The following is a 17,139-nucleotide window of genomic DNA, read 5'->3' on the forward strand; positions in this document are numbered from 1 at the left end:
GGGTCAAGTCACGAGGCCAGCAAGGCTAGCAGCGCCGCGGTGTCCAGTGGCGCCGCCTGGCCATCGCCCTCCAGCATGCCCTCGGCCAGGCCACGTTTGTCTCGGTGCAGTTCGACGATGCGCTCTTCCACCGAGCCGGCGGTGACGAGCCGGTAGACGGTGACCGGCCGCTGCTGGCCCATGCGGTGGGCGCGGCCGCTGGCCTGGTCCTCTGCGGCCGGGTTCCACCAGGGGTCGACGATGAGCACATAGTCGGCCGCCGTCAGGTTCAGGCCGAAGCCGCCGGCCTTCAGGCTGATCAGGAACACGTCCCCCTCGCCGGCCTGGAAGGCCGTCGCGCGCCGGGTGCGCTCGGCCTGTGGCGTGCTGCCGTCCAGGCGCTGGTGGGCCACACCCATCTGCACGAGGCGTTCGGCCAGCAGGTCGAGAAAGTCGGTGAACTGGCTGAACACCAGCGCCTTGTGCCCGCCGGCCACCAGCTCGCGCACCAGATGTTCGAACTCGGCCATCTTGCTGCCCACCAGGCCCAGCTCGGGCGACACGAGGCGCGGGTCGCAGGCCGCGCGGCGCAGCCGCATCAGCTCGGCCAGCACCTGCATGGGCGCGCCGCGCTCGGGGTCGGCGGCGGCCTGGGCGACGGCGTCGCGGGCGTCGCGGCGCAGCGCTTCCAGGAAGTGGCGCTCGGCCTCGCTGGGCTCCACGCGGTGGACGATCTCGGTGCGCGGGGGCAGGTCTTGCAGCACCTGGGCCTTGGTGCGGCGCAGCAGGAAGGGCGCGACGAGGCGGCGCAGCCGCGCGCGGGTGGCGGCGTCCTGCTGGCGCTCGATGGGGCCGGCAAAACGCTCGTTGAACTGCGGCGCCGTTCCCAGCAGGCCGGGGTTGACGAGGTTCATGATGGACCACAGGTCGGCCAGCCGGTTCTCCACCGGCGTGCCCGACAGCGCGAGCCGGAAGTCGGCGTCGAACTCGGCGACGGACCGGGCGCGTTTGGTGGCGGCGTTCTTCAATGCCTGCGCCTCGTCCAGCACCAGGCTGGCCCAGCGGCGGCTGGCGAAGCCCTCAGCGTCGATCTGCGCCAGCGCGTAGCTGGCCACGATGACGTCGCCCGGGCCGGCGGCGCGCAGCAGCGCCGTGCGGTCGGCGGCTTCGGCGTAGACCTGCACGTTCAGGCCGGGCGCGAAGCTGGCACATTCGGCCGCCCAGTTGCCGCACACCGAGGTGGGCGCCAGCACCAGGGCCGGGCCGGCCGGGCTGCGCTCGATCAGCAGCGCCAGCGTCTGCACGGTCTTGCCCAGGCCCATGTCGTCGGCCAGGCAGGCGCCGAAGCCGGCCGCCGCCAGGCGGCTCATCCACGCAAAGCCCTCGGCCTGGTAGGCACGCAGCTGCGCGCGCAGCGCCTTCGGCGGCTGCGGCTGCAGTGCGGCGGCGGCGCTCAGCTGGGCGAGGCGGGCGTGCCAGGTTTTGTCCCCGCCCAGCTGCACACCGGCCAGACCTTGCTCCAGCCAGGCTGCGCCTGCCTGCGGCAGCTGCAGCTCGCCCTTCTTGACCTGGCCCAGCGCGTCCAGGTCGCGCAGCTGCTGGCGCAACTGCTCGGACAGTGCGAGGTAGTGGCCCTCGGCCAGCCGCACGAAGCGGCTCTTGCTGGCCCGGCTCAGCGACAGCAGCTCCTGCAGCGCCAGCACGCGGCCGGGCTCGACCTGCACCTCGCCGCTCACGCCCAGCCAGTCGCGCCCGCTGCTGACGCTGATCTGCACCGCCTGGCCGTCCACCGGCAGCACGCGCACCGGCTTGCCCTTGGGCCAGGCCAGTGCGGCGATGGCCGGCAGGCCGGGCAGGCGCTCGACGGCCGCCAGGGCTTCTTCTGCGTCTGCGAGCAGCCAGGGTTGGTCGGGCGGCTGCTCGGGGTCCAGGAAGGGCAGGGCGTCCAGCACGGCCTGGCGGTGGGCGGCCTCGGCGGCGAGGTCGCGCTCGGTGGCCAGGCTGACGCCCTCGTGCAGGCACATCAGCCGCTCGCGGCCCTGGCCGGGCGTGACGGCGGGGCCGAAGTCGCCGAAGGGCTGAGCCACCAGCAGCAGCTGCAGACCCTCGCCCTGCGGCGTGAGCCGGGCATGCAGCCGGCTGTCGCCGGCCACGCGCTGGCCGGCTTCGGCGTCGGAGTGCAGCTGGAAGTGGCCGGTCAGCACCTGCAGCGCGGCGCTCAGCTCGGTGGTGGCGTCGGCCGGCACGCGCCAGCCCTGCGCCACCAGCTCGGCCACGCGGCGCTGCGTGGGCGTGATACGGATCAGCCGCGCGCGGCCCGGCCCCTCGCGCAGCACGCGCTGAGTGTTGCGGCGCTCGCGCTCGGCCTCGGCCTGGGCGCCGAACAGCGCGCCCACGTGCGGCGCGTCGGTGGCGATCAGCGGCGGCTGCAGGTGGAACTCGAAGGCCTCGCCGCCCTCATGCGCCACGCGGCGCACCTCTAGCTCGGGCAACCCTTCGCTGAGCTCCACCCACTGGCCCGGCGCGTCAGCAAACATCAGGTGCGGGTGGCCCAGCAGCGCCACCAGCGCGGCGCTGACGTCCAGCCGCAGATCGTGCACGCCGGCCCAGGCGTCGCGCTCGATGTGGCGCAGCACGAGGTTGTCGCGACTGCGCTGCGCGCCCTGCTTTTTCAGCTTGGCCAGTGTGACCGCCTTGAACTTGCGACCGCCCCGGGCGCCGGTGCTCATCTCCAGCGGCTCCAGCGTGTGCACGCGGCCGGCGGCGTCCAGCGTCAGCTGCCAGGCCAGCTCGACCTTGTTGGCGGCGTCGCCGGGCTTGCCGTCGTCGCTGAGGCTGGCGATGGCGGCGAGCGCATCCCGCCAGGCCGGGCGTGGCGCGCTGAGCATGGGCACCACGCGCGTCGGTGTGGCGCCACCCAGCTGCAGTCGCTGCAGTGCATCGGACAGGTATTGCGCCAGCAGGGCCTGCTCGGGCTGCAGGGCGTCCAGCAGCCGCGCGGCCTGTGCGGCGGCCCAGCCCGGCGCCGGCTTGCCCAGCCAGGCGCACAGCAGAAGGCGGTCCTCGGGCGCGGCATCGCCGGGCGCATGGGGCTCGAACGCAGCCTCCAGAAAGCTGTCCTCGCCCAGCCGCACGCCGATGCCATGCGCCCACAGGCCCCAGGCCTCGTAGGCCGTGGGGCTGCGCGTGCCGGACTCGGCGATGGCGTATTTGCGCGCTTTCGCCCAGGCCTTGGGATCGTCCTGGGCCAGCAGCGCCAGCAGGTACAGGCGCGCGGTGTCCAGCTGCAGCGCGCCACGGCGGCTGCGGCTGGCGGTGTGGATGGCCTTGATGGCGGCTTCGAACTCTGTGGCGGCCTCGGCCCAGCGGCCGGCGGTCAGCGCTCGGGCGGCGGCCAGCAGCGTGACGCCGGGGCCGGCCAGGCCGTCGAGCTGGCGCTCGGCGTCGTCCAGTGCCAGCGCCTGGAGGTGGGCCTCGGCCAGCCGCGCGCGCATGGGGAGGGCCAGCGGGCCGGGATGCGCGTTCAGCCAAGCGCGCAGTTCGGTGCGCACAGGGTACTGCGGCAACAGCACGTCCAGCAGCAAGCCCAACAGCCGGTCGCGCACCCCTGGATCCAGTTGGCCGAGCAGCCTGGGGCACCAGGGCTCGGTCAGGGCCTGCACGGCCAGCATGGGGTCCTGCAGCTCGGTCAGCCGCGTGCTGAGCAGCGCATCGAACTCGGCCGCCGGCATGCCGGAGAACACCATCAGCCGCAGCGCGGTGCGCATGTCGGCTTCGTGCCGGAAGTTGACCCAGCCGACGGGCTCGCGCCAGTCTCCGCGGCCTGGGCTCTGCAGCCACAGGAACTGCCGCCAGTAGTGCTCGGCCTGTGGCGTGAGCAGCAGGGCTTGCAGCCGGTCGACGTGGTCGGCCAGCGAGATGCGCGTGCCCTTGCCCAGTAGCGATTCCGCCCGTCCCTTGGCTACCAGTGTCTGCAGGCCGTCGCGCACGGATGCCAGGTCGAACGCGTGGCCATCGGCGCGCAGCTGCGCTGTCAGCTTCAGCCACTGCAACGTGATGCTGGTGTTGACGGTGCCGCCCAGCAGCAGCGCGGCGTCGATCAACGCCTGCAGGTCGGCTTCTTGAAGCGCGGTCTGCGCTGGCTGGCTCTGTTCGCCGGTGGCCTCGCGGGCGCGGCGCAGCATTTCTTCTCCGGTGACGATGCTGCCATCAGGTAGCTTGAACTGGAGCGAGTTTTTCGGGTGGCGTGCCATGACGGAGCATTAGATCAGCCAAGAAAAACGGCCTGCCCCGTGATGGGGAGGCCGTGTGCATGTGGCTCATGCCCGGCCGCCTGCATGCGGCCGGGCCTTCGGCAGGCGTCGCAGAGCACGCAGGTGCTCTGCGACGCCCTGCCTCAGCGCTTGGGCTGGGTCAGGCGCGGGCCGTTGTTGTGGCGCGGGGCGCCGCCGTCACGGCCGGGCTGGCCGCCTGCGGTGCGCGGCGCCTGCTGGCCTTGCGGCTTGGGGGCGGTGCGGGCGCCGCCGTGGCCCGTGTGGGCCTGGGGCTTGCCACCGCCGCCGGCCGGGCGGCCGCCGTCGCGCGAGCCGCCGCGATTGTCGCCGCTACGGCCACCGCCACCGCCACCGCCACCGCCACCCGGGCGGCCGCCACGGCCGGCGTGCTGCGGCGGGTTGGGGTTGCGGCCCCGGCTGCCGTTGGGATTCAGCACGGTGCGGCCCAGCACGATGGGCTCGGCCTTTTCGTTGGGGTCGGGTGCGAAGCCGGGCACGATTTCCTTGGGGATCTCGCGCTTGATGAGGCGCTCGATGTCCTTTAGGAAGCCGTTCTCGTCGACACAGACGAGGCTGACCGCTTCGCCCTGGGCGCCGGCACGGCCGGTGCGGCCGATGCGGTGCACGTAGTCTTCGGCCACGTTGGGCAGCTCGAAGTTGACGACGTGGGGCAACTGGTCGATGTCGATGCCGCGCGCGGCGATGTCGGTGGCGACGAGGCAGGTCAGGTCGCCCGACTTGAAGTCGGCCAGCGCCTTGGTGCGCGCGCTCTGGCTCTTGTTGCCGTGGATGGCCATGGCGCTGATGCCCTGATCGTTCAGGTAGTCGGTCAGGCGGTTGGCGCCGTGCTTCATGCGGGCGAAGACCAGCACCTGGTGCCAGTCACCGCTCTTGATGAGGTGGACCAGCAGTTCCTTCTTGCGCTCGCGGCCGACCGGATGCACCTTCTGCGCAATCGCGTCGTTGGTCTGGTTGCGGCGGGCCACCTCGATGAGGGCCGGCTGGTTCAGCAGGCGGTCGGCGAGGTTCTTGATCTCGTCGCTAAAGGTGGCGCTGAACAGCAGCGACTGCTTCTTGGCGGGCAGCAGCGCCAGCACCTTCTTGATGTCGTGCACGAAGCCCATGTCCAGCATGCGGTCGGCTTCGTCGAGCACGAGGATCTGCACCTGCGACAGGTCCAGTGTGCCTTGCTGCGCGTGGTCGAGCAGGCGGCCGGGCGTGGCGACGAGGATGTCGACGCCGTCACGCAGCTTGTTGATCTGCGGCTGCATGCCGACGCCGCCAAACATGACCATGCTCTTCAACGGCAGGTACTTGCCGTAGGTCTGCACGCTTTCCTCGACCTGGGCGGCCAGTTCGCGGGTGGGCGTCAGCACCAGGGCGCGGATGGCGATCTTGCCGCGCTTGTTCAGCAGCTTCTCGCCGGTGGACAGGCGGTGCAGCATGGGCAGCGTGAAGCCGGCGGTCTTGCCGGTGCCGGTCTGCGCACCGGCCATCAGGTCACCACCGTTCAACACGGCGGGAATGGCCTGGGCCTGGATGGGGGTGGGGGAGGTGTAGCCGGCGTCGGCGATGGCCTTGAGCAGCGGCGCTGCAAGGCCCAGGGTGTCGAAACTCATCGAATCCTAAGAAGGGGAGGGCACGCCAACAATCACCGGGGCTTGCCGTGACGCCGGGGAGGCGACACCAGTCTTCGGGCAAGCCAGGCCGCGTGCGGGGGCTCAAAAAAATGAAACGCCGCGCAAGACTGAGAGCGCGGCGTTGGCGGCCATTCTAACGGCTGGTGCCGTGGGGCTTATTTGGAAACAGTGACTCATTCGACGCTGAGCCAGTTGTTGGCCGAGTGCAGCACGCGCACGTTGGCACGCATGGCCCACGGAATCATCTGCCGGTGCAGCGGGATGATGTTGACCTGCTGCCGGTACTCGGCCAGTGCGCCTTTAATGAGTTGCTCGCGCTTTTTCGGGTCGGTCTCGACGGTGGAGGCGCCGGCCAGCGCGTCGGCCTTGTCGTTCACCCAGCCGCCGTTGTTGGAGATTCCCACGCCCTGCTCGCCGCGGTTGCGCAGGATGGGGGTCAGCATGGTCTCGGCATCGGTGCTGCCGCCGCCCCAGCCGTGCAAGTAAAGGCTGGTGTCGTACTTGTCAATCTTGGGAAAGTACAGCACGCGGGGCAGTGCATTCACCTTCACCCTGACCTTGAGCTGCGCCCACAGGCTGGCCAGCGCTAGGCAGATCTTCTCGTCGTTGACGTAGCGGTTGTTGGGGCAGTCCAGCGTGACCTCGAAGCCGTCGGCATAGCCGGCTTCGGCCATCAGTCGGCGGGCGGCGGCCACGTCGTAGGGCAGGCGGGTTTCCAGGCTGGCGTCGCTGTAGGCCCCCAGCGGCGACGGCGTCAGCCCGCCGGTGGGCACCGAGAAACCGGCCATGATCTTGGTCTTGATGGCCTCGATGTCGATGGCCTGGTAGAGCGCCCGGCGCACACGCAGGTCCTTGAACGGGTTCCTGTCGCCGGGCACCTGGCCGTAGAGCAGCTTGTCGCGTGCCTGGTCCATGCCGATGAAGAGGATGCGGTTGTCCACGCCGTCCAGCACCGTGAGGCCCGGGGTGGCGCGCAGGCGTTCGATGTCCCGGGGCGGCGGGTCCAGCACGAAGTCCACCTCGCCCGAGATCAGCGCCGCCGTGCGCGTGGCGTCGATGCTGATGGGCATGAACACCAGCTCCTGCACAGTGCCCTGGCCCGGCAGGCTGCGACCCCAGTGGGCGGCATTGCGCTTGAACACGGTCTTCACGCCGGGCTGGCGGCTGACGAGGATGAAGGGGCCGGTGCCATTGGCGTTCTGGCTGGCGTAGGACTCCTCCTTCGCCTTCAGGTCCAGTGGCCGCGTGACGCGATTGGTCTCGGCCCAGCGCTTGCTCATGATCCTCAGGCTGACCAGGTGCTCGGCAAAGATCGGGTTGGGCTTGGCCAGCGCGAACACCAGCGTCAGCGGGTCCACCGCCTTGGGCACGCCCACGGCGCTGGCGTAGACGCGGTAGGGCGACACGGGGTCGCGCAGGCGCTGCAGGGAGAACACGACATCGTCGGCCGTGAATGGCGTGCCGTCGTGGAACTTGACGCCCGGACGCAGCTTCACGCGCCACAGCAGTGACGTGGCCTGCGTCCACTCGACGGCCAGCGCCGGCGCCAGGGTCTGGTCGGGCAGGCGCTGTATCAGCGGCTCGTAAACCTGGCCGTTCAGCGAGTTGGTCTGGACCTCGTTGGCGGCATGCGGGTCGGTGGACTGCAGGTCGCCCTGGGCGGCCCAGCGCAGGGTCTGGGCCTGGGCGACGCACGCCAACAGGACAAGTGGCAGCACAAGCAGACGGCGCATGACCTCTCCCGCGATGGTGTTGGCCTGAGTTTCCTGGCCTGGCCGGCTGTGTGCCCGCGTGCAAACCCCGAGATCGCCCGCGCCGCGTCGGCGACAATAGCGGGCATCGCAGGCCCTCTCGGGGCCTGCCGCCATTTCAGCCACACAGGATTTGCCCATGGCCCAGTACGTGTTCTCGATGAACCGCGTCAACAAGACGGTTCCCCCCAAGCGCCACATCCTCAAGGACATCTCGCTGTCGTTCTTCCCCGGCGCCAAGATCGGCGTGCTGGGCCTGAACGGCTCGGGCAAGTCCACGCTGTTGAAGATCATGGCCGGCGTCGACAAGGAGATCGAAGGCGAAGCCATCCCGATGCCCGGCATCAAGATCGGCTACCTGGAGCAGGAGCCCAAGCTCAACCCCGAGCAGACCGTGCGCGAGGCCGTGGAAGAGGGCATCGGCGGCGTGCTGGCGGCCAAGAAGCGCCTGGATGAGGTGTACGCCGCCTATGCAGAGCCGGACGCCGACTTCGACGCTCTGGCCGCCGAGCAGGGCGAGCTGGAAGCCATCATCGCCGCCGCCGGCAGCGAGAACACCGACCTGCAGCTGGAACTGGCCGCCGACGCGCTGAACCTGCCGCCGTGGGACGCGCAGATCGGCGTGCTGTCGGGCGGCGAGAAGCGCCGCGTGGCGCTGTGCCGCCTGCTGCTCTCCAAGCCCGACATGCTGCTGCTGGACGAACCCACCAACCACTTGGACGCCGAATCGGTCGAGTGGCTGGAGCAGTTCCTGCAGCGCTTCCCCGGCACCGTCGTGGCCATCACCCACGATCGCTACTTCCTGGACAACGCCGCCGAGTGGATTCTTGAACTCGACCGCGGCCACGGCATTCCGTGGAAGGGCAACTACTCCGACTGGCTGGACCAGAAGGAGCGCCGCCTGGAGCAGGAGCAGAAGTCCGAGGATGCCCGCGCCAAGGCAATGAAGGAAGAACTGAAGTGGGTGCGCTCCAACGCCAAGGGCCGCCAGGCCAAGAGCAAGGCGCGCCTGGCCCGTTTCGAGGAACTGAGCGACGTTGAATACCAGAAGCGCAACGAGACCAACGAGATCTTCATCCCCGTGGCCGAGCGCCTGGGCAATGAGGTCATCGAGTTCGAAAACGTCTCCAAGAGCTTCGGCGACCGCGTGCTGATCGACAACCTGTCGTTCAAGGTGCCTGCCGGCGCCATCGTCGGCATCATCGGCCCCAACGGCGCCGGCAAGTCGACGCTGTTCCGCATGATTCAGGGCGTGGAGCAGCCTGACTCGGGTACGGTCAAGATCGGCAAGACCGCCAAGCTGGCCTTCGTGGATCAGAGCCGCGCCAGCCTGGCCGCCGACAACACCGTGTGGCAGGACGTTTCTGGCGGCCTGGACAACATCATCGTTGGCAAGTTCATCATGCCCAGCCGCGCCTACCTGGGCCGCTTCAACTTCAAGGGCAACGACCAGCAGAAGCTTGTCGGCTCGCTGTCGGGCGGCGAGCGCGGCCGCCTGCACCTGGCCAAGACGCTGGCCCAGGGCGGCAACGTGCTGATGCTGGACGAGCCGTCCAACGACCTGGACGTCGAAACGCTGCGCGCGCTGGAAGAGGCGCTGCTGGAGTTCGCCGGCTCGGCCATGGTCATCAGTCATGACCGCTGGTTCCTGGACCGCATCTGCACCCACATCCTCGCCTGCGAGGGCGATTCGCAGTGGTTCTTCTTCGACGGCAACTTCCACGAGTACGAGGCCGACAAGCGCAAGCGCCTGGGCGAGGAAGGCGCGCGCCCGAAGCGCATGCGCTTCAAGCCCATCAAGTAAGGCCTGGCCGGCCAGGGCGCGACACGCGTCTTGGCCGTGTTTCACAGTTCTTTACCTCAGCCCCAAACACCGCCAACAGCGCGCTTGGAAGATCCCCATCACACCTTCTTCCTTCAGGAGACCCGTGATGAAAGCCTTCCAATTCCAGAATCTTTTGCGCATCGGCACCGTGGCTGCGGCCCTGGCCTTGAGTGGCATGGCGGCCCAGGCCATGCCGGGTGGCGGGCACGGCCGGCACGGCGGCGGCCCTGGTGCCATGGCGGCCAGTGGCCCCTTCGGTGGTTTTGGTGGCCACATGCTGGAACTCGTGAATGCCACGGACGCCCAGCGCAGCCAGATCAAGAACATCTTCCAGGCCGCCCGGAAGGACTTGTCGGGCCAGCGCGAGGCCGGTGCCAAGCTGCACCAGCAACTGGCCGCGCTCTACGCCGCGCCCAACATCGATGCCGCCGCGATCGAGTCGCTGCGCCAGCAGATGAGCGCCCAACACGAGGCTGCCTCCAAGCGCATGAGCCAGGCCAGCATCGAGGCGGCCCGCGTGCTGACGCCGGAGCAGCGCGCCAAGATCGCCGAGGTCGCCAAGAAGCGCCAGGCCCGCATGGCCGAGCGCGCCGAGCACCGCCGCTGAGCCCACGCATTGCCAGGAGTTCTGCGATGCTTGAGCCCAGGATCACCGGTGCCGTGCCGCGCCGGCCTTTCATTCCCTCGCAGAACCTGCCGATGACTGCCCGACTGCTGCTGATCGATGACGACGCCCGCCTGACCGGCATGGTGGGCGACTACCTCCGTGCGGCCGGCTTCGAGGTCGGCACCGCGGGCAATCTGGCCCAGGCGCGTGAGTCGCTGACGCAAAGCCGCTTCGACCTGCTGGTGCTGGACATCATGCTGCCCGACGGCGACGGCCTGGACTTCTGCCGCTGGCTGCGCGGCGACGCGCGCTGGCGCCACCAGCCGGTACTAATGCTGTCGGCACGTGGCGAACCCATGGACCGCATCCTGGGCCTGGAGCTGGGCGCCGACGACTACCTCGCCAAGCCCTTCGAGCCGCGCGAACTGCAGGCCCGCATCAAGGCCTTGCTGCGCCGGCTGGAGCCCAAGCTGGACGGCGACGAGGTGCTGCGGTTCGGCCGTCTGGACATCGACCTCGCGGCCCGCGTGGCGCGACTGGACGGCAAGATCTGCGACCTTACCAGCCACCAGTTCGACCTGCTGGTCGTGCTGGCGCAAAGCCCGGGGCGCGTGCTGAGCCGCGACCAGATCATGGACGCGCTCAAGGGCCATCCGCTGGAGGCCTTCGACCGCTCCATCGACGTGCACATCTCGCGCATCCGCGCCGTCATCGAGGACGACCCCAAGACGCCGCGCCGCGTACTGACCGTGCGCGGTGCGGGTTATGTGTTCGCGCGCAAGCAGGACGCTGACGGCGACGCCGCCTGATCTTGAAGTCCCTCTACCTCCGCATCTACTTGACGCTGGTGGCGCTGCTGCTGGCGTTCGCGTTCGGTTCGGCCTGGCTGTTCCAGCGCCACATCGAGCAGGAGCGCGGCAATGTCGAAATAGCGGCCAGCGAGCGGCTGAATGCGATCGCCGAGTTGCTGCGCCTGGCTTTGCCGCCGGCCACGGCAGCGCGCCGAGAGCAGGCGGCGGCGTTCATGGAATGGTCCGGGCGCCTGCGCATGCCGTTGGCTCTGGAGGACGAGCGCGGCCGCATTGCGGCCACCGGCGCGTTTCATCGCCGCGTGGACGACCCCGGCGCGGTCATCATCCGCGCCAGCCTCGGTGACGGCCGTACGCTGGACATGGTGCGCACCGTGCGACCGCCCGTGGCGTCGGGCGGTCCAGGCGGGCCGGGTGGCCCCGGGCCCGGGGCGGGCGGGCGCGGGGCACGGCCGGACGAAGGTCTGTGGAATGCGCCCTGGACGGCGCGCGCCGGGGCGCCCGGCAGCACGCAGCTGTCGACCCTGGCCGTGGTGCTGCTGCTGCTCTTCATCGGCGTGGCGGCGGGGGCCTACCCGGTGGTGCGCCGCCTGACACGCCGGCTGGAGGCGCTCAAGGGCGGCGTCGAGCAGTTCGGCGCCGGCCAGCTGCATCACCGCGTGGACGACAGTGGCCGCGATGAGGTGGCCGCCCTGGCCGCTAGCTTCAACCAGGCGGCCGCACGCATCGAGACGCTGCTGCGCTCCCACCAGACCCTGCTGGCCAACGCCAGCCATGAGCTGCGCTCGCCGCTTGCGCGGCTGAAGATGGCGTTCGCGATGCTGGACGACGCGGCGCCCGCCCAGCGGCAGCGACTGGCGCAGGAGATCGACGTCAACATCGCCGAGTTGGATGCGCTCGTCGAGGAAGTGCTGCTGGCCAGCCGGCTGGAGGCTGGCAGCGCCCTCGGCGACAGCCAGCCGGTGGATCTGCTGGCACTGGCGGCTGAGGAGGCTGCGCGCACCGAGGTGGCCTTCGAGCCCGAGACGGATGCGGCGCGCGTGGACGGCCAGGAGCGCCTGCTGCGCCGCGCGCTGCGCAACCTGTTGGAGAACGCGCGCCGCTATGGCGGCCCTGACGTGCAGCTCGGCCTGCGGCCGGTGGCCGGCGGCTACGAGATCGTCGTCGCCGACCGCGGCCCCGGCGTGCCGGCGGAACTGCGCGAGCGCATCTTCGAGCCCTTCTACCGCCTGCCCGGCCATGCCGAAATGGCGGGCGGCGTGGGCCTGGGGCTGAGCCTGGTCAAGCAGATCGCCGAGCGGCATGGCGGCAGCGCGCGCTGCCTGGCGCGCGACGGCGGCGGCAGCCGCTTCGTCATCTTCCTGCCGGCCACGAAGCACTGACCCGGCTCAATCGCCATCAGGCATCGCCGCCCCCCGTGCGAGAGGCTCACATCGTCAGCGGTTCTCGTTGAAGACGCGCTTGAGTAGCAGGCTGAGCAGCAGCGCCGCCGCGAGCAGGCCTGCAGTGGCCGCCTGCCAAAAGCCCACCGCGCCGTTACCGTCCGCGCCGAACGCGACGACATAGCCGCCGCCAATGCCCAGGCCCCACAGCGCGATGACGTAGATGACCATGGGCAGCGTGGCCACCTGATAGGCGCGCAGCACGTAGGCGGCCACGGTCTGCAGTGCGTCGCCCAGGTGGAAAAACCACACCCACACCAGCAGCGGCAGCGCGGCGGCGGCTGCCTCGGGGTTGTCGGTGTAGAGCGCGACGATGGGAGCGCGCGCCAGCGCAATGACGGCACCCAGGCCGGCCGCCACCAGCGCGGCCAGCGCCATTGCGTGCCTGCCGACGATGCGGGCCTCGCGCTTCTGGCCGGCGCCCAGGTGCTGGGCTACCAGCGTGCCAGCGGCCGTGGCCAGGGCCAGCGCCGTCATGAACATCATGGCGACGAGGTTGACGGCGATCTGGTGCCCGGCCACCGGCGTGGCGCCCAGGCGGGCGATGAAGAAGGCCATGAAGGTGAAGCCGGTCACCTCCACGAGGATGGATCCGCCCATGGGCAGGCCCAGCCGCACCAGCCCCGTCAGGGCCTGCCAGTCGGGCCGCGTGTGCCACAGCATGGGCACGCGGAAAGGGCGGTAGAAGGCGTCGCGGCGCAGCAGCACCAGCGCCACCAGCGCCTGCGCCGTCATCGCAATGGCCGTGGCCCAGCCGCAGCCGCCCACGCCCATCGCCGGGATGGGGCCCCAGCCGAACACCAGCACAGCGTTCAGCGGCACCTTGGCCGCTAGCCCTGTGAGCTGCATGGCCATGACGGCCTTGGGCCGGCTGATTGCCGTGGAGAAGCCGCGAAAGGCCGTGAACAGCAGGCCCGCCGGCAGCGCAAAGGCCTCGGGGCGGGTGTAGGCGCGTACCTTGTCGGCCTGGGTGGCGTCCAGATGGGCCAGCGCGATGAAGGGGTCGGGGAACCACAGCAGCAGGCAGCCGGGCACGCAAAGCAGCACGGCCAGCCACTGCGACTGCACGAAGCTCTGGCCAGCGCCGGGCAGGTCGTCACCGCCGTACTGCCGGCCGGCGATGGGCCCGACGGCAAGCACGATGCCCATCAGGCCCACGAAGATGGTCACGTAGGCCGCCGAGCCCACGGCCAGCGCGGCCAGATCCTGCGGGCCCACGCGGCCCATCATCAGCGTGTCCACCGTGCTGAACATCATCACGGCGAGCTGACCCACAAGCACGGGCCAGGCCTGTGGGACGAGGCGCTGGACGGAGTCGACGAACCGGATTCTGCTCATGCCGGCCAGGCGCTCGGCCTGCGTCACTTCAGCACCCGTTCGGCATAGCGGTTGAAGCGCCAGGCCGTGCCTTCCTGCGTGATGCGCTGCCAGACCAGGCGCTTCTCGAACGGCCCCAGCGCCGGCCAGTGCTGTACCTCGTCAAAGGTGCGGCCGCAGCCCTTGCAGAGCGGGTCGCCCTGGGCGGTGGAGCAGATAGCGATGCAGGGCGAGTCGGGCGTGGTTTCGTACCAGCCAAGCCAGGCGCCCAACGCCTGGTCGCTTAGCGCGTCGACGTCGATCTCGGTCGTGCGCATCCAGGCCAGCAGAGCGTAGGCCTCGGCGAGCGCGCACACCTCGGGGGCGGCGCTGATGCCGTCGATGGAGGGCGATTGCTCGCGCCACCAGTTGATGGCGGCCTCGAGGTCGGTGACATGCACTTTCTCGGTGTTCAAGTGACCAGCCCCATCACGCCACGCACCTCGCGCAGCGTCTTGCGCGCCACGGCGCGGGCGCGCTCGGTGCCCAGCTCCAGCGTCCACTTGACCTGCTGTGGGTCCAGCGCTGCGGCGCGCTCGCGCCAGGGCGCCTGCTCGCGCTGGATGGCCTCGATCAGCGGCTGCTTGCAGTCCAGGCAGCCCTGTGTCGCCGTGCGGCAGCCGGCTTCACAGGCGGCGCGCGTGGTGTCGTCGGTGTAGATCTGGTGCAGCGACCAGACGGGGCAGCGAGCCGGGTCGCCGGCATCGGAGCGGCGTACGCGTTGCGGGTCGGTGGGCATGGTGCGGATCTTGTTCGCCGTGACCTCGGGCTCATCGCGCATCGCGATCGCGTTGTCCAGGCTCTTGCTCATCTTCTGGCCGTCCAGCCCCGGCACGCGGGCGGTCTCGGTCAGCAGCGCCTGCGGCTCGGCAAACACCGGCGCGCCCTCGGCATAGAGCCGGTTGAAGCGCCGCGCGACCTCGCGGGTCACTTCGACGTGTGCCGCCTGATCCTCGCCCACCGGCACGCCGGCCGGCTTGTAGAGCAGGATGTCGGCTGCCTGCAGCAGTGGGTAGCCGAGGAAGCCGTAAGTTGCGAGCTCAGGGTTGGCGGCCACTTGGTCTTTGTAGCTGGGCATGCGTGCCAGCCAACTGGACGGCGTGCACATGGCCAGCAGCGTGAACAGCTCGGCGTGCTCCGGCATGCGGCTTTGCAGGAACAGCGTGCAGCGCTCGGGGTCGATGCCTGCGGCCAGCCAGTCGGTGACCATGTCGTAGGCATGGCGGGCCAGCGTCTCGCCGCTGGGGCGCTGTGTAGTCAGCGCATGCCAATCGGCGACAAAGAAGAAGCAGTCGTGTGTGTCCTGCAGCTGCACCCAGTTCTTGAGTGCGCCGTGGAAATGGCCGAGATGGAGTGCGCCGGTTGGGCGCATGCCCGACAGGACGCGCGGGCGGGTGATGACGGGTGTCGACATGGACTGCGGATTGTCGTTCACCCGGGTTGCCCTGCCGAACGGCAGGGGTGCGCCACCTACACTTCTGTTCCATGAAGCGATTGGTGATTCTGATTTCGGGACGGGGCTCCAACATGGAGGCCATCGTGAAGGCCTGCGCGGCCGAAGGCTGGCCGGCCGAGGTGGCCGCCGTCATCAGCAACCGGCCCGACGCCGGCGGCCTGCAGTTCGCGGCCGCGCACGGCATCGCCACAGCGGTGGTGGACCACAAGTCCTACGCCAGCCGCGAGGATTTCGACGCCGAGCTGGCCCGCGTCATCGACGGCTTCTCGCCCGACCTCGTCGTGCTGGCCGGCTTCATGCGCATCCTGACGCCGGGCTTCACGGCCTGCTACGCGCGCCGCATGCTCAACATCCACCCGTCGCTGCTGCCGGCCTTCACGGGGCTGCACACGCACGAGCGCGCCATCGAGATGGGCTGCAAGATCGCCGGCGTTACGGTGCATTTCGTCACCGCCGAGCTGGACCACGGCGCCATCGTCATGCAGGCCGCCGTACCGGTGCTGCCGGGTGACGACGCCAAGGCGCTGTCGGCCCGGGTGCTGACGGCCGAGCACCTCATCTACCCGCAGTCGGTGCGATGGTTCGTGGAGGGTGCGCTGGTGTGGGACGGCGAGCGCGTTCACCACCGCGACGGCGCCAGGCAGCACCTGCTGTTGGGGTAGCCAGCGCAGGCTTGGGATAATGCCGCGATGCATCCCAACGCCTTGCTCGAGCTCTGCGCCGAGCTGATCGCCGTCGTCAACAAGCTCGACGCGCCCGCCGACTCCACGGTCTCGGCCTTCTTCAGACAACATAAGAACCTCGGCCAGCGCGAGCGTGCCAGCCTTGCCGAGACCGTCTACGCGCTGCTGCGCGAGCGGGTCAAGTTCCAGAACCTGGCCCAGAGCGGGAGCGGGCCCATGCCGCGCCGGCTGGCCATGCTGGCCTGGCGCGGCAGCGACAGCTTTTTGCGTGCAGCGCTCAGCCCGATGGAGCAGCAGTGGCTGACGCAGGTCCAGGCCATCTCGGTGGAGAGCCTGGCACCGCGCCTGCGCCACAACCTGCCGGACTGGCTGGCCGAGCCGTTGCGCGAGCGCCTCGGCGAGGAAGAGTTCTGGCGGCTCGCGGCCGCCCTGAACGAGCCAGCGCCGCTGGACTTGCGCGTCAACACGCTCAAGCTCAAGCGCGAGGACGCCCAGGCCGAGCTTGCGGCCGCCGGCATCGACGCGGTGCCCACGCCTTACTCGCCGCTCGGTCTGCGCATCGACGGCAAGCCGGCTATCAACAAGCTGGCGCTGTTCACCAGCGGCGGCGTCGAGGTGCAGGACGAGGGCAGCCAGTTGTTGGCGCTGCTGCTGGCGCCCAAGCGCGGAGAGATGGTGGTGGACTTCTGCGCCGGCGCCGGCGGCAAGACACTGGCCCTCGGCGCGGCGATGCGCAACACCGGCCGGCTGTACGCTTTCGACGTCTCCGGCCATCGGCTGGACGCGCTCAAGCCCCGGCTGGCGCGCAGCGGACTGTCCAACGTCTACCCGGCGCAGATCGCCCACGAGCGCGATGACCGCATCAAGCGCCTGGCTGGCAAGATCGACCGCGTGCTGGTGGACGCGCCGTGCTCGGGCCTGGGCACGCTGCGCCGCAACCCCGACCTGAAGTGGCGCCAGTCGCCGCAGGCCGTGACCGAGCTGCAGGCCAAACAGCGCGCCATCCTGGCTAGCGCCGCGCGCCTGGTGAAGCCGGGCGGCCGCTTGGTCTATGCGACCTGCAGCCTGTTGGACGCGGAGAACGAGGTCATCGCCGCAGAGTTCGCCGCTGCGTCCCCCGATTTCGTGCCGTTGGATGCGGCCGAAGCACTGAGCAAGGCGCAGGTTGAGCGGTCGGGTGAGTTTGTCGAAAACGGGGCGCTGAGGCTCTGGCCGCACCGCAACGCCACCGACGGCTTTTTTGCTGCCGCTTGGGAGCGGACGGCTTGATCCCTGTCAAAGACCGCACGGCACTGCACGGCTACGCTCGAATACGGT

General features: G+C 69.9%; 12 protein-coding genes. 6 read left to right on the forward strand and 6 right to left on the reverse strand.

What is annotated here, in order from left to right; translation table 11 throughout:
* Positions 1–8: 8 nt before the first annotated feature.
* The 3 genes from ACG0Z3_RS02850 to ACG0Z3_RS02860 all read right to left on the reverse strand — a co-directional run bounded on the left by ACG0Z3_RS02850 (position 9) and on the right by ACG0Z3_RS02860 (position 7,626).
* Positions 9–4,232 carry an SNF2-related protein gene (locus ACG0Z3_RS02850; protein ID WP_394395096.1) on the reverse strand — a complete coding sequence of 1,408 codons (4,224 nt, stop codon included), beginning with the start codon at positions 4,230–4,232 and terminating at the stop codon, positions 9–11.
* Positions 4,233–4,375: 143 nt separating this feature from the next.
* On the reverse strand, positions 4,376–5,872 hold the full coding sequence (locus ACG0Z3_RS02855; RefSeq protein WP_394395097.1) for a DEAD/DEAH box helicase: 1,497 nt from the start codon (positions 5,870–5,872) through the stop codon (positions 4,376–4,378).
* Positions 5,873–6,066: 194 nt separating this feature from the next.
* The gene (locus ACG0Z3_RS02860; RefSeq protein WP_394395098.1) at positions 6,067–7,626 is read right to left on the reverse strand and encodes an ABC transporter substrate-binding protein; all 1,560 of its coding nucleotides are present in this window, start codon (positions 7,624–7,626) and stop codon (positions 6,067–6,069) included.
* Between the two features lie 157 nt (positions 7,627–7,783).
* Between ACG0Z3_RS02860 and ettA the strand changes: the two genes are divergently transcribed.
* From ettA to ACG0Z3_RS02880, 4 genes are all read left to right on the forward strand, one after another.
* Entirely contained in the window at positions 7,784–9,448 is a 1,665-nt protein-coding gene (ettA, locus tag ACG0Z3_RS02865; RefSeq protein ID WP_394395100.1) for an energy-dependent translational throttle protein EttA, read from the forward strand.
* A 127-nt stretch (positions 9,449–9,575) separates the two neighbouring features.
* Positions 9,576–10,076 (forward strand): Spy/CpxP family protein refolding chaperone, encoded by a 501-nt coding sequence (locus ACG0Z3_RS02870; RefSeq protein WP_394395102.1) that lies wholly within the window; start codon positions 9,576–9,578, stop codon positions 10,074–10,076.
* Positions 10,077–10,168: 92 nt separating this feature from the next.
* The gene (locus ACG0Z3_RS02875) at positions 10,169–10,885 is read left to right on the forward strand and encodes a response regulator (RefSeq protein WP_394395103.1); all 717 of its coding nucleotides are present in this window, start codon (positions 10,169–10,171) and stop codon (positions 10,883–10,885) included.
* Between the two features lie 2 nt (positions 10,886–10,887).
* A complete protein-coding gene (locus tag ACG0Z3_RS02880) occupies positions 10,888–12,267 on the forward strand; it encodes a sensor histidine kinase (protein WP_394395104.1) in 1,380 nt (459 codons plus the stop codon).
* Positions 12,268–12,321: 54 nt separating this feature from the next.
* On the opposite strand, the gene ACG0Z3_RS02885 is transcribed toward ACG0Z3_RS02880, so the two are convergent.
* Genes ACG0Z3_RS02885 through trpS form a run of 3 tightly spaced genes read right to left on the reverse strand, consistent with a single transcriptional unit; the run spans position 12,322 to position 15,082 of the window.
* The gene (locus ACG0Z3_RS02885; protein ID WP_394395105.1) at positions 12,322–13,665 is read right to left on the reverse strand and encodes an MATE family efflux transporter; all 1,344 of its coding nucleotides are present in this window, start codon (positions 13,663–13,665) and stop codon (positions 12,322–12,324) included.
* Between the two features lie 23 nt (positions 13,666–13,688).
* Complete coding sequence (locus tag ACG0Z3_RS02890; protein ID WP_394395109.1) at positions 13,689–14,099, reverse strand: DUF3717 domain-containing protein; 411 nt, start codon at positions 14,097–14,099, stop codon at positions 13,689–13,691.
* Positions 14,096–15,082: a tryptophan--tRNA ligase gene (trpS, locus tag ACG0Z3_RS02895; RefSeq protein ID WP_419964726.1), complete on the reverse strand. Its 987-nt coding sequence runs from the start codon at positions 15,080–15,082 to the stop codon at positions 14,096–14,098. The genes ACG0Z3_RS02890 and trpS overlap by 4 nt, the downstream gene beginning before the upstream one ends.
* An 86-nt stretch (positions 15,083–15,168) precedes the next feature.
* Between trpS and purN the strand changes: the two genes are divergently transcribed.
* On the forward strand, positions 15,169–15,801 hold the full coding sequence (gene purN, locus ACG0Z3_RS02900) for a phosphoribosylglycinamide formyltransferase (RefSeq protein WP_394395112.1): 633 nt from the start codon (positions 15,169–15,171) through the stop codon (positions 15,799–15,801).
* Between the two features lie 27 nt (positions 15,802–15,828).
* Positions 15,829–17,091 carry an RsmB/NOP family class I SAM-dependent RNA methyltransferase gene (locus tag ACG0Z3_RS02905; RefSeq protein WP_394395113.1) on the forward strand — a complete coding sequence of 421 codons (1,263 nt, stop codon included), beginning with the start codon at positions 15,829–15,831 and terminating at the stop codon, positions 17,089–17,091.
* The last annotated feature ends 48 nt before the right edge of the window (positions 17,092–17,139 follow it).

The organism is Pelomonas margarita, assembly GCF_043555875.1.
Lineage (GTDB): Bacteria > Pseudomonadota > Gammaproteobacteria > Burkholderiales > Burkholderiaceae_C > Pelomonas > Pelomonas margarita.

Excerpts from the sequence above, each read along its gene's own strand:
- ACG0Z3_RS02850 (WP_394395096.1), bottom strand. The coding sequence starts at position 4,232 with ATGGCACGCCACCCGAAAAACTCGCTCCAGTTCAAGCTACCTGATGGC.
- ACG0Z3_RS02855 (WP_394395097.1), bottom strand. The coding sequence starts at position 5,872 with ATGAGTTTCGACACCCTGGGCCTTGCAGCGCCGCTGCTCAAGGCCATC.
- ACG0Z3_RS02860 (WP_394395098.1), bottom strand. The coding sequence starts at position 7,626 with ATGCGCCGTCTGCTTGTGCTGCCACTTGTCCTGTTGGCGTGCGTCGCC.
- ettA (WP_394395100.1), top strand. The coding sequence starts at position 7,784 with ATGGCCCAGTACGTGTTCTCGATGAACCGCGTCAACAAGACGGTTCCC.
- ACG0Z3_RS02870 (WP_394395102.1), top strand. The coding sequence starts at position 9,576 with ATGAAAGCCTTCCAATTCCAGAATCTTTTGCGCATCGGCACCGTGGCT.
- ACG0Z3_RS02875 (WP_394395103.1), top strand. The coding sequence starts at position 10,169 with ATGACTGCCCGACTGCTGCTGATCGATGACGACGCCCGCCTGACCGGC.
- ACG0Z3_RS02885 (WP_394395105.1), bottom strand. The coding sequence starts at position 13,665 with ATGAGCAGAATCCGGTTCGTCGACTCCGTCCAGCGCCTCGTCCCACAG.
- purN (WP_394395112.1), top strand. The coding sequence starts at position 15,169 with ATGAAGCGATTGGTGATTCTGATTTCGGGACGGGGCTCCAACATGGAG.
- ACG0Z3_RS02905 (WP_394395113.1), top strand. The coding sequence starts at position 15,829 with ATGCATCCCAACGCCTTGCTCGAGCTCTGCGCCGAGCTGATCGCCGTC.